Origin of the sequence: Pseudoalteromonas sp. SCSIO_11900 (assembly GCF_000576475.1) — a bacterium.
Lineage (GTDB): Bacteria > Pseudomonadota > Gammaproteobacteria > Enterobacterales > Alteromonadaceae > Pseudoalteromonas > Pseudoalteromonas tetraodonis.
Map to the genome: position 1 here is coordinate 1,172,795 of NZ_KK070023.1, position 12,814 is coordinate 1,185,608.

Sequence of the window (12,814 nt, forward strand, 5' to 3'; positions counted from 1 at the left end):
TCCATATTGTAGATGATACAGGGTCGGAAACAGAGAATTCACCATGAAAAAAATAGCACTATCTTTAACTATATTGCTTGGTGCGTTGTCAGCAAGCAACGCAACAGCATTTGATGGCGATGTAAACGCAGGTAAAGAAAAATCAGCAACGTGTGCGGCTTGTCACGGCCCAGACGGTAATGCGCCGGTTAACATCTACCCAAAAATTGCAGGCCAACACGCAGATTACATATACAAGCAGCTTACTGAATTTAAATTAGGTATGACTTCGGGCGGTAAAGAAGGTCGTATGAATCCAGTAATGAGCGGCATGGCAATGCCATTAAGTGATCAAGATATGAAAGACTTGGCTGCTTACTTTGCTTCTTTGAACATGTCTGAAGGTGCTACACCGAAAGATGTTCAAGAAACAGGCGCCATGTTATATAAAGCAGGTGATGCTGAGCGCGGTATCCCATCATGTGCGGCTTGTCATGGTCCACGTGGTAATGGCTCTTCACTTGCTAAATTCCCAAAGATTTCTTTCCAACATCCAGAATACATCAAGTCACAACTTGAACAGTTCAGAGATGGTGTTCGTAATAACGACCTAAATGGTGTTATGCAGGACATTGCAAAGAAACTAACAGATAAAGACATTGAAACACTCTCTAAATACCTTGGTGGTCTACACTAAAGTCGTATTTATTTAGTTGTTGTTAACATAATATATTGTTAATTAGTGAAAAAGGCAGCTTTAGCTGCTTTTTTTGTGCCTGCCGTGACCGATAAAGCTCCTTCTCTTGTAAGACATTGACCATGCTTTGATGTAAGAAAAATCTCATTTTATTTTTATTTTTTAATGTAACTTCTTGTAATTAATATCTTTTAGTGCTTTTTATCATGTGTAGTACAATAAAAAAGATATAAATTAGTTGTAACAAAATTATTAACGAGTAAATTAACCCCTGTCGCAAAAACAATAACAAATAGGAAAACGTTATAAGGATAGTAGCGCGGCACGACTGAATAGCACATAGAGTGTGCTACCAAAGGAAATATCAAAAAAGTGTTAGGAAGACCGAAAATAATAAAATACTCATGGAAGTTTAATAATAAAAACAAAATGGAATGCTACACGGAAGATAAATAATAAAAATACGGATAGAAAATAATAATAAAAACAATAAAGGCTAAAAAGTCGAAGGGAGAAGTGTCCATATAACGGCGCTCAGATTAGTAGGCGGTAGAGATGTTTTCTCTACCGCCTTTTTATTTGTCCTGTTACAATACCCCCCGTTTAAAAAAAGCACCTTAACTGTGCTTTGGCGCACAAAATGCCCAAACTGAATTCTCCTGGCTAGGCCAGCACCGCGATGCCCATTGAGTTGCGCCTCGCTCAAAACCTCTTAAGTGAGACGATCAAGATATGAGTAGAAAGAAAAAGTCACGTAAAATACCATCAAATGGTCCCGTTCGTTTAAGCCAAGATAAGCTTAGAGAAATGCGCGCATTGAAAGAGCAACGTGTTAAAAAAACTAAGGGTGCTAAGCCTGGTTCACGTAATGCACCGGATGCATTGAGTAATGACACTCAAAAAGCAAGTTCGGCTACTAAAGATAAACGCGTTGGTAGTAAAAAAGCAGTGCCATTGGTTGCACCTGCTGCTGAACCAAAAATCGAAATGAAACGTAACCTTAAACCTGTAGCTGAGCTTAAAAAGGCCGTTGAACCAGAATTAACGCCTGAACAAGAGTTAGAAGTCCTTGAAAATGATGAGCGCTTACTTAAATTAGTTGAGCGTCATGAGCAAGGTGAAATGCTAACGGGTAAAGATGCAAAATACTTCAATAGCCGCATAGCGCGTCACCAAGTGCTTTGTAAATTATTAGGCATTGAAGATGAAGAAGAGTTTGAAGATGACTTCAGCGATGAAGACAGTAATTCAGACTTTGATCAATACCTATCAAACGATCTAGCGAATGAATGGCTAGATGACGACGAAGATAAGTAATAAGGACACGCAATGAGTACAGCAGTGATCTTAGCCTTAGTTGTAGGTGCTGCTATTATAGCGGGCTTGGCATTTTATGCGGGTCAGTTGCTCTATAAGCTAAATGTGCAAAATAAGCTAATTAGCAAAAAACAGGCAGAGCAACAGCAAAAGCTAAAACAGTCGCGTTTAAAGCGTAACGCGAAGTTAGCCGATAGTATTCATTTAATTGCACGTGCTATGAATGAAAAGCAATGTGATTATTCTGAGGGGTGCTTACGTATTTGGGTGCTTATGTCGCAATATAGTTTTGATACTGAGCGCGACCTAACGAGTGCATACCCGGGTATTTATAAAATGTACGACGTGGTAAAAGAAATGCCAACCCATGATTCGCGCAAAAAGTACGCTAAAAAAGAAATTTTTAAGCAAGACACGGCGCGCTGGCGTGCAGAAGAATCACTGAGTGATGAAATTGAAGCTGACTGTAAAAAAATTATTGTTGAGTTTAAAGCAGCCCAAGGCAGCGAAAACGTGGTTTTTAACTAGCGCTTAGATTTTACGGCATATATAAAAAAGCAGACCTTGGTCTGCTTTTCTATAGGTGCTAGTTTTAAATTATATAACGCGTGAGAAGCGAGTAGCATTTATCTGTTTTTGTAAATGCGCATCAAAGCACATACAAATAATACGAATAAATAAATTCCCTTTTGGTGTTACGCTAATTAGGTTGTTTTCTATTGTTACCATTTCATCGGCAATTAATGGTGCGAGTGCCTCTAAAGCATCTTGAAAGTAGTCATTAAAGCTGATTTTATGTCTGTTAGCGAATACGCTCATATCAAGCTCAAACTGGCAAATAAGCTGCTTAATCGCATCGGCGCGAATAAGATCATCTTGGGTTAAATGCATGCCTTTATTAATGGCACTGCCTGCTTGCTCATCAACTGCTTGATAATAATGTTTTAACTCTTTTTTATTTTGTAATATCGCTGTGCCTATTTGCGAAATAGACGAGACCCCTAAGCCCAATAAGTCGCACTCACCATGAGTGGTGTAGCCTTGAAAATTACGATGCAGCTGACCAGTATTTTGAGCAATAGCCAATTCATTATCAACTTTTGCAAAGTGATCCATACCTATAAATTGATAGCCCGCCTGCGTCATTTGCTCTAGTGTATTTTTAAACATGGTGAGCTTATTATGCGCACTGGGTAAATCGGCGTCTTTAATTTTACGTTGGGCGGCAAAACGTTCTGGTAAATGAGCGTAGTTAAATACTGAAACGCGGTCAGGGTTTAAGGCAATCAGTTGCTCAATAGTTTGCTTAAAACTCTCAGGTGTTTGTAGAGGCAGGCCATAAATCATATCTGCATTAATTGATTTAAAGCCCAACTGTTTTGCTTGGGTAATTAATTGTTTTACCTCATCAACATGCTGTGGGCGATTAACAGCCAGCTGAACCTGATCATTAAAATCTTGAATACCAAATGACACACGATTAAACCCCAACTCGCTTAAATCAACCAGCATATTGTCAGCCAGTGAGCGAGGGTCGATTTCGATACCGCGCTCGCAGGTATCGCTAAAGTTAAAGTGTTGCTCTAGCAGCTTTACTAAGCGCGTCATTTGCGCTGCGGTTAAAAAGGTTGGTGTGCCGCCCCCCAAATGTAATTGCTCAACCCGATAATCTTGAAACAGCGGCGCTTGTGCTGCAATTTCTTTAGCTAAAAAGTCTAGGTAGGTATCGGCTTTAGATTGGTGGCGAGTAATGACTTTATTACAGCCACAGTAATAACAAAGCTGACTACAAAAAGGAATATGGATATATAAAGACAACGAACGGGTTTGCGATGATTCAATAGCGCTAATCAAATCTTGTTGCTGATAACCATCAGCTAACGAAAGTGCGGTCGGGTAAGACGTGTAACGCGGGCCCGATACATTGTATTTGTTTATTAAAGTTTGATCCCATTGAGGAAGTTTAATCATCACGCGCACCTTATCTTTTAAGTTGCTGCGTATTGTAAAAAAGCAAAGGGGAGGAGGCTTTGATCTACAACAAAAAAAGGTGCCGCAGCACCTTTTAATATATAACGCGGCTGCGTTACATTATGGCGTCTTTTAAGTACTGAAATAACTCTTTGTAGCTTCTCGCTGGTTTTTCAGCTTTTACTTCTTTGGCAGCATTACGCACCATTTGGCGCATTTTTTGGCGCTCAAGAGCTGGATATTGTTCAATTGTTTCGTTGATTAAGTCATCGCCTTGTTCAATTAAATCACTGCGCAGTTGCTCAATTTTTTTGATCATAACCTCAGCTTGGTTATTTTTATTTAGCATGACATCAATGATCGCTTTAATTTCTTCAATATTTTCTACCGTACGAAGGGTTTTTGCGATGTAATTTAAATGTCGGCGGTAGGCATCACTTTTATTACTTATTTTATCAGCAACCACCATTGCTTCTTTTAAGTCATCATTGAGCGGCAGGCGTTCGCGCTGCTTTTTACCCATTTTGGCAATTTCAGATCCTAACTGATGAAACTCTTGCGCCTCGCGCTTAAGTTCACTTTTTGATACATATATAATTTCTTCTTCAATTTCAGCAGGCTTGCCTTTTTTCTTCGCCATGGGGTGCTCTTAAATAAAAATAACTTTATCTATTATACGCGATTCTTTTAGTGATTAATATTAGCTGATGTGGTGCAGTGAGTGTGTTAGCATTTAAATATAAAAAATGTGTGCAATACGGCCTTCAGGGCTCAGGACAGAATTTATGAAAAGCCAACACCAAGATCCAATTTATTCGCAAATCTCTCAAGTAAAAGACGCCGTTTCAGAAGTACTTGAACATGCTAAAAAACTAGGTGCTACCGCTGCAGAAGCTGCTATGTCTAGCACTTCGGGGCTGTCGGTAAGTACGCGCATGGGGGAGGTAGAAACTATTGAGTTTAATCAAGACGGTGGTTTAGGTATTAGCGTGTATGTTGGCAATAACAAAGGCTCGGCATCAACGGCTGATTTAAATCCTAAAACATTACGTGCTGTGGTCGAAAAAGCCATCGATATTGCTAAATTCACTTCAGACGATCCATGTAATGGTATTGCTGATAAAGAACTGCTTGAGTTTGCCCCTAAAGATTTAGACTTGTTTCATCCTTGGGATGTAAGCCCAGAGCAAGGGATTGATTTGTGTCATGCAGCAGAGCAAGCCGCATTAAACGCCGATGAGCGAATTGTGAATTCAGATGGCGCGAGCTTTTCATCGCATCAAGGTTTGCGAGTGTATGGTAATAGCCATGGTTTAATTGCCGGCTTCCCTCGAACTCGTCACAGCATTAGCACTATGGTGATAGGTAAAGAGGGCGAGCATATGCAGCGCGACTCAGCCTACACGATTTCTCGCGATCAAGCAGGGTTAAAAGATGCAGCAAGTGTTGGACTTGAAGCCGCTGAAGAAACCCTAGCAAAACTAAACAGCCAAAAGCTAGGCACCATGAAAGTGCCGGTTATTTTTAGAGCCGATATTGCTAATTCATTGTTTGGCCATTTGGTATCAGCAATTGGTGGTGGCGCACTGTATCGTAAATCCAGCTTTTTATTGGATAGCTTAGGCACGCAGGTATTTAGCAAAACCGTTAATATTTCAGAGCGTCCGCACTTACTTAAAGGCTTAGCATCATCGCCATTTGATAGCGAAGGAGTTAAAACTCTCGACAGAGAAATAATTCACGGCGGCGAGCTGCAAACGTATTTATTAGCAAGCTATGCGGCGCGTAAAATGAATATGACCCCAACCGGGCACGCTGGCGGTATTCATAATTGGTTAGTAGAACAAACGCATCAAGATTTAACTGCATTATTAAAAACTATGGGTACGGGCTTATTAGTTACAGAATTGATGGGGCAGGGCGTGAATACCGTAACCGGTGACTACTCTCGCGGTGCGGCTGGTTTTTGGGTTGAAAATGGGAAAATACAATACCCAGTAAGCGAAATTACGATTGCTGGTAATTTAAAAGATATGTTCAAAGGTATTTCTGCTATAGGTGGCGATATAGAACGTCGCGGCGGGATTCAGACTGGTTCAGTACTGATTGAACAAATGCAAGTAGCAGGTGCTTAATACCCATCCGCAATAACATTTATTTCAGTGAATTGGTATAAACCCACTTTGCTTGCTTAAATTAAACTTAATTTAAGCAAGCCTTCTTTTGATGTTTTTAAGGTGTGATATGGCTAAAGATAGATATGCGCCAAAACCGTTAACCGATATTATGGCTGGGCTGAACAATCGCTTAGCAGCCTATGCGGGAAAAAGCCAAGCACTGGATACACAGCAACAATTGTTGCGCGATTTCTTAGGCCCTAAGTTAGGTGAAAAGTGCCGAGTAAGTAATTACCGTGACGGCACCTTAATGATAGAAGCCGTTTCTGCACCTATTGCGCTTAGGCTTAATTATTTAAAAATGGACATGCAATCGCATTTTAGAGCCGCGGGTATGGCCGAGCTTGGGCAAATAAAAATTACCGCCAATCCACAGGCAACTCAACGGTTAAGCACTCGACCTAAAGTGGCTGATGGCAAACCAACAAACTCCCTTAAAATGAGTGAACAAACGGCTGATTATTTAAATGCGATCGCCGATTCTGCTCCACCGTCATTAAAAGAAAAGCTTCAACGCTTAGCTTTGCATGGTAAAAATAAGCCCTAATTAAATACCATTTAACACCTTACTCGGTTTGTTTTGCTGGCTTTAAAATACTTTGTTACATATTCGATTTTATTGTTATTTAAATCAGGTTTATGATGCCTAGTTAGTACTTCCTAAATTAGGTTGTAGCTGATGCGTATTTCATTAAGCAGATAATAGACTTCATCCTATTGTTGTTTTTTTGAGTTATCAAACCTTAATGAAATGCGTATTTATTCTAATTAATATACGGAATTCTTATGAAAAAAATAACAATGACTGCCGCCAGTATTGCATTGGCGTTAGGTTTGGTTGGTTGTGGCGAAAAGCCACAAGAAATGCAAGCAGAAGCAACAACAGTAACCGCACCGGTGGCAACCCCTGGTGCCTTAGGTGTTGATTTACAAAATATCGATAAAAGTGTTCGTGCACAGGATGATTTTTACTATCACGTAAACGGTAAATGGTTAGAAAAAACTGAAATCCCTAGCGATAAGTCAAACTATGGGTCGTTCTCACAGTTATATGATGAATCGCAAAAGGCAATGAAAACAGTACTAGAAAACGCCAGTACCAATAGCAGCGCAAAGCCAGGTTCGGATGAATATAAGATCGGCGCATTTTATACTAGCTACATGGCTGAAAATGCTCGTGAAGAGTTAGGGATGTTACCACTTGAGCCGGCTATTAAAAGCATTGATACAGTAAAAGATAAAGCCGCGTTGGTCACACTGATGGCACAGCTACAAGTTAAAGGCGGAGATCTTCCTTTTGGCTGGTATGTTAATAATGATGCTAAAAACTCAAGTGAAAATGCGCTTTATGCCTATCAAGCGGGACTTGGTTTACCTGACCGTGATTATTATTTAAAAGATGATGAAAAATTCACAAAAATTCGCGCGGCATATCAAACCTATATTACCGATATTTTAGCTAAAGCTGGCGTTAATAATGCCGCTGATGCAGCCAAAGCGATACTTGCCCTTGAAACGACACTTGCTGATGCACAGTGGAGCCGAGTACAAAGTCGTGATGCAACAAAATCATATAATAAAATGTCAGTAGCTGCAGCTAACGAGCTAATGGGTGAATTTGATTTAAGTGCTTACTTTGAAGCAGTTGGTGTTGATGCCGAAGAACTGATTGTGAGCCAACCGAGTTACTTTGAAAAATTTGCAGACATTTTCAAAAATACAGACTTAACGGTTTGGCAAAACTACTTAAAATTTCATTTTGTTAGTAATTACGCGCAGTTGCTAAATAAAGACTTAGTGGATTTAAAGTTTAATTTTTACAGCACCACGTTACGTGGTGTTGAAGAGCAAGCACCACTTTGGAAGCAAGCCGTTGATGCTTCAAACAGTGTACTGGGTGAAATTTTAGGTAAAGTCTACGTTAAAGAAAACTTCCCGCCAGAAGCGAAAGCGCGCATGGAAGAATTAGTTGATAACGTGATTAAAGGCTATTCAGTGGCAATTGAAAACCTTGAGTGGATGAGCCCTGAAACAAAAGTTGCGGCGCAAGAAAAGCTGGATAAGTTTACGCCTAAAATTGGTTACCCAGATAAATGGAAAGATTATTCAGATTTAGCGATTAACCCCGATGAGCTAGTAGGTAACTATATTCGCTACAGTGAGTGGGCTTATGCAGATATGATTGCTAAATTAGGTAAGCCAGTTGATCGCTCTGAGTGGCATATGACGCCACAAACGGTGAATGCTTACTACAACCCAGTGAATAACGAAATAGTATTCCCTGCGGCGATTCTGCAGCCTCCTTTCTTTAATTTAGAAGCAGATGATGCGGTTAACTATGGTGCTATTGGTGCGGTTATTGGCCATGAGTTAGGCCATGGCTTTGATGACCAAGGTGCAAAATACGACGGTGATGGCAATTTACGTAATTGGTGGAGCGAGTCAGACCTTAAGCAGTTTGAACAGCGAAGTGCAGCCTTAGTAGCGCAGTATAATCAATATAAACCGTTTGAAGATGCCAGCGTTAATGGTGAGCTGACACTGGGTGAAAACATTGGTGATTTAGGCGGCTTAACCGTCGCTTATAAAGCGTATCAATTATCGCTGGGTGATTCTAAAGCGCCCATTATTGAAGGCTATACGGGCGACCAACGCTTCTTTATGGGCTGGTCGCAAATTTGGCGTCGTAAATACCGTGATGAGGCATTGCGCAATCGTTTAATGACCGATTCACATTCACCGAGTCATTATCGCGTAATTGGTATTTTGTCGAACATGCCGGAATTTTACCAAGCGTTTGATGTTAAAGAGGGCGATAAAATGTATATCAAGCCTGAAGATCGCGTAAAAATTTGGTAATTTAAGCTAAAATTAGCTTAAACTAATCGAAAACTAAAAAGCCAGTGAGTATGATGCTCACTGGCTTTTTAGTTACTTTTATACTTAGCTATATTTCGTTTTTATGGCGCTGATAATCTCGACATTGGCTGCAGGAAAATCATAGTTATCTAGTTCGTCTATACTTACCCATTCGCTTGGTTGCCCTTCTGCGCCATGAGCTTGACCATTAAAGTTACTGACCACGTGTACATTAAGTCGTACGCATTTATCGCCATAGTCATGCTCTATAGTGACAAGTTCGCTTGAGCTATGAATAGTCAGTCCTACTTCTTCAAATAATTCGCGCTTCAGTGCTTGAAAAACACTTTCTCCGGCTTCCACTTTTCCGCCTGGAAATTCCCATAAGCCACCTTGGTGCTGTTCATCTGCACGTTTACAAATAAACACATTGTTATTTTTTTTAATTACACCCACAGCAACATTGATGATTACTTTAGTCATTACCTCTCCCTTAAATAGCATAAAAAAAGCGACGCAAGCGTCGCTTTTTATCTAACGTAACAAAGTGGTGTTATTTTAATTTACCACAACATTGTTTGTATTTTTGACCTGAACCACATGGACATGGATCGTTACGACCCACTTTTGGCTCGCTACGCGCCATAACCTGAGCGCTTTGTGGTGCTTCACCACCTACATGCTCTGCTTCTTCATGTTGATATTCGCGAGGGGCATTTTCACTTTTACGGTGTTGCTCTTCTACTTTTTCAACATCTTCTTCAGCGCGAACTTGCACTTTACTTAAAATACCGACGACATCGACTTTTAAGTTTTCTAGCATTTCAGAGAACAATTCAAACGACTCACGTTTGTACTCTTGCTTAGGGTTCTTTTGTGCATAACCACGTAAGTGAATACCTTGGCGTAAGTGATCCATTGCAGCAAGATGGTCTTTCCAATGTTGGTCAAGACTTTGAAGCATAATGGCTTTTTCAAACTGACGTAGTACAGAATCGCCAACCATTTCTTCTTTTTGCTTGTAAGCTTGTTCAACCGCTTCTTCAATACGCTCACGCAGTTTTTCTTCGTATAGTTTATTGTCATCAGCTAGCCATTGCGCGATAGGCAACTCAATCAAGAAGTCTTGTTTTAAGCGCTCTTCAAGCCCTGGTATATCCCACATTTCAGCCAAGCTTTGTGGGGCAATGTATTGATCAATCACACCCGCGAGCACATCACCACGGATAGCGGTAATCGTTTCTGAAATATCACCTTCTTCAAGCAATTCATTTCGTTGAGAGTAAACAACACGACGTTGGTCGTTTGCTACATCATCGTACTCAAGTAGCTGTTTACGCACATCAAAGTTACGTGCTTCTACTTTACGCTGAGCGTTTTCGATTGCGCGGTTAACCCATGGATGTTCAATCGCTTCACCGCGTTGCATACCTAGTTTACGCATCATGTTAGTCATGCGCTCACCGGCAAAAATACGCATTAACGCATCGTCCATAGATAGGTAAAAACGGCTAGAGCCGGCATCACCCTGACGACCAGCACGGCCACGTAATTGGTTATCAATACGACGTGATTCATGACGCTCAGTACCAATAATGTGTAAGCCGCCAGCATCAATTACCGCATCATGGCGAGTTTTCCATGCTGCTTTTATTTCAGCAATTTGTTCGTCAGTTGGGTTCTCAAGTTTTTCAACTTCGCTGTTCCAGTTACCACCAAGTACGATATCGGTACCACGACCGGCCATGTTAGTGGCAATCGTAACTGTACCAGGTAAGCCAGCATCAGAAACAATGTCTGCTTCTTGTGCGTGGAATTTAGCATTAAGTACATTGTGCTTAATTTTTTCTTTGCGTAAAAACTGCGATAAGTACTCAGAGCTTTCAATTGATATAGTACCTACAAGTACCGGCTGACCACGTTCTTGACAGTCTTTAATGTCTGCTAAAATCGCTTCGTACTTTTCTTCCTGCGTTAAGTAAACTAAATCAGCGCGATCATCGCGGATCATTGGTTTATTGGTTGGCATAACCACAGTGTCTAAACCATAGATAGACTGAAACTCAAACGCTTCTGTGTCGGCTGTGCCTGTCATACCTGCTAGCGTTTCGTACAAGCGGAAGTAATTTTGGAACGTAATAGAAGCTAACGTTTGGTTCTCGTTTTGAATTTTCACACCTTCTTTTGCCTCTACAGCTTGGTGTAAACCTTCTGACCAACGACGTCCTTCCATAGAGCGACCTGTATGCTCATCAATAATGATGACTTCGTTTTCTTTAATAACGTAGTCAACATCTTTTTGGTAAAGCTTGTGCGCACGAAGAGCTGCATAAACGTGGCTAAGTAGCGTGATGTTCGCTGCTGAATACAGTGAGTCACCTTCTTCAATTAGGCCGCGCTCGGTAAGTAACTCTTCTACTTTTATTTGCCCACGCTCAGTAAGATGAACTTGCTTAGATTTTTCATCGATTGTGAAATCGCCATCACCTTCAATTCCTTCCTCGTCTTCTTTTTCTTGTAATTCAAGTAGAGGAACAATGGTATTAATTTCAGTGTATAGCTCAGAGCTATCTTCAGCGGGACCAGAAATAATCAGTGGCGTACGTGCTTCATCAATAAGGATTGAATCCACTTCATCCACTACAGCATAAAATAATGGGCGTTGTACGCGCTCATCAATACTAAATGCCATATTGTCACGCAGGTAATCAAAACCAAATTCGTTATTGGTACCGTAAGTGATGTCAGCTGCATAAGCTTGTTTTTTCTGTTGCGGCATCATGCCCGGAACATTACAGCCTACGGTTAACCCTAAAAATTCAAATAATGGGCGATTGGTTTCAGCATCACGTTTGGCCAAGTAGTCATTCACGGTAATGACATGAACACCTTTACCTGTTAAACCATTTAAATAAGCCGGCAGTGTCGCTGTGAGTGTTTTACCTTCACCGGTACGCATTTCTGCGATACGACCTTGGTGTAAAACCATACCACCTAATAACTGCACGTCGAAATGACGCATACCGTTTACACGTTTTGATGCTTCACGTACCACTGCAAATGCTTCTGGTAGAATATCGCCTAAGCTTTGTCCGTTATTGTAACGCTCTCTAAACTCGGCTGTTTTAGCTTTTAAATCTTCATCTGAAAGCGCTTCTAGCTGCGTTTCAAGTGCATTGATCAGTGCGACCGTCTTTCTTAGGTTTTTAATAGTGCGGTCATTGCGACTACCAAAAATCTTGGTAAATAAATTAGATATCATGATAAAACCGTTACAATGTGTTTTTTTGCTAGCCGTGCATCGGCTAACCCATTTTTTACAATTGATAATTAATGTATTCTTTAAATTAACCTTTAGGACACATTAATTAGCAATTTTGTATTAAGCTGCTTAAAAAGCACTGTTTATTACCTGCGCTACTATACCAGACTCTGCTAAACATCAAACTACCTCAATAAAAAGATCTTCATTTAAAACAGAAAAATGAGATCTCGCTCATAAAAATAGCGTTATGTAACGAAACTTGATTAAAACTGCAGATAAACAGACCCTAAAGATATGGTGCTGAATAAATTAAAAACAAGAGCAAAGCGCTTAAATTTCAACCTTAAACGCCTTGTTAGCAGCCATCGTTTTTTAAAGCTTAAATTGAGCAATCGTTTTATATATTACTCTCGGTAAGTCACTTAAGTCATACGCTTTATCTACATGTAATGAATGGTTGCGGTATCATTAAAGAGATTACTAATTGAAAAAAAGCGTGTGTAAATATCTTCTGCAACCAGCGTTTGCTAATATTATTTTTAGTCGCAT

At 40.3% G+C, this 12,814-nt stretch carries 10 protein-coding genes; 6 read left to right on the forward strand and 4 right to left on the reverse strand.

Annotated features, from left to right (window positions below; genetic code table 11):
* The first annotated feature begins 43 nt into the window (after nucleotides 1–43).
* The 3 genes from BG00_RS05430 to BG00_RS05440 all read left to right on the forward strand — a co-directional run bounded on the left by BG00_RS05430 (nucleotide 44) and on the right by BG00_RS05440 (nucleotide 2,521).
* The gene (locus tag BG00_RS05430; RefSeq protein WP_013463877.1) at nucleotides 44–676 is read left to right on the forward strand and encodes a c-type cytochrome; all 633 of its coding nucleotides are present in this window, start codon (nucleotides 44–46) and stop codon (nucleotides 674–676) included.
* Nucleotides 677–1,408: 732 nt separating this feature from the next.
* A complete protein-coding gene (yihI, locus tag BG00_RS05435; RefSeq protein ID WP_036981057.1) occupies nucleotides 1,409–1,993 on the forward strand; it encodes a Der GTPase-activating protein YihI in 585 nt (194 codons plus the stop codon).
* A 12-nt stretch (nucleotides 1,994–2,005) separates the two neighbouring features.
* The gene (locus BG00_RS05440) at nucleotides 2,006–2,521 is read left to right on the forward strand and encodes a DUF2489 domain-containing protein (protein ID WP_036981058.1); all 516 of its coding nucleotides are present in this window, start codon (nucleotides 2,006–2,008) and stop codon (nucleotides 2,519–2,521) included.
* A gap of 69 nt (nucleotides 2,522–2,590) precedes the next feature.
* On the opposite strand, the gene hemN is transcribed toward BG00_RS05440, so the two are convergent.
* Entirely contained in the window at nucleotides 2,591–3,964 is a 1,374-nt protein-coding gene (gene hemN, locus BG00_RS05445) for an oxygen-independent coproporphyrinogen III oxidase (RefSeq protein ID WP_036981059.1), read from the reverse strand.
* Nucleotides 3,965–4,079: 115 nt separating this feature from the next.
* The gene (yjgA, locus tag BG00_RS05450; RefSeq protein ID WP_013463882.1) at nucleotides 4,080–4,604 is read right to left on the reverse strand and encodes a ribosome biogenesis factor YjgA; all 525 of its coding nucleotides are present in this window, start codon (nucleotides 4,602–4,604) and stop codon (nucleotides 4,080–4,082) included.
* Between the two features lie 145 nt (nucleotides 4,605–4,749).
* Between yjgA and pmbA the strand changes: the two genes are divergently transcribed.
* The 3 genes from pmbA (at nucleotide 4,750) to BG00_RS05465 (ending at nucleotide 9,000) form a co-directional block, all read left to right on the forward strand.
* Nucleotides 4,750–6,099, forward strand: a complete 1,350-nt coding sequence (gene pmbA / locus BG00_RS05455; protein WP_036981060.1) for a metalloprotease PmbA — start codon at nucleotides 4,750–4,752, stop codon at nucleotides 6,097–6,099.
* 109 nt (nucleotides 6,100–6,208) lie between these two features.
* A complete protein-coding gene (locus BG00_RS05460) occupies nucleotides 6,209–6,688 on the forward strand; it encodes a DciA family protein (RefSeq protein ID WP_036955747.1) in 480 nt (159 codons plus the stop codon).
* 239 nt (nucleotides 6,689–6,927) lie between these two features.
* Nucleotides 6,928–9,000: a M13 family metallopeptidase gene (locus tag BG00_RS05465; protein ID WP_036981063.1), complete on the forward strand. Its 2,073-nt coding sequence runs from the start codon at nucleotides 6,928–6,930 to the stop codon at nucleotides 8,998–9,000.
* A gap of 84 nt (nucleotides 9,001–9,084) precedes the next feature.
* Here the strand turns inward: BG00_RS05465 and mutT are convergent, their stop codons facing one another.
* Together mutT and secA are read right to left on the reverse strand one after the other, a co-directional pair.
* Nucleotides 9,085–9,483 (reverse strand): 8-oxo-dGTP diphosphatase MutT, encoded by a 399-nt coding sequence (gene mutT / locus BG00_RS05470; protein WP_016899312.1) that lies wholly within the window; start codon nucleotides 9,481–9,483, stop codon nucleotides 9,085–9,087.
* Nucleotides 9,484–9,553: 70 nt separating this feature from the next.
* Entirely contained in the window at nucleotides 9,554–12,262 is a 2,709-nt protein-coding gene (secA, locus tag BG00_RS05475; protein WP_036981064.1) for a preprotein translocase subunit SecA, read from the reverse strand.
* Nucleotides 12,263–12,814 lie beyond the last annotated feature (552 nt).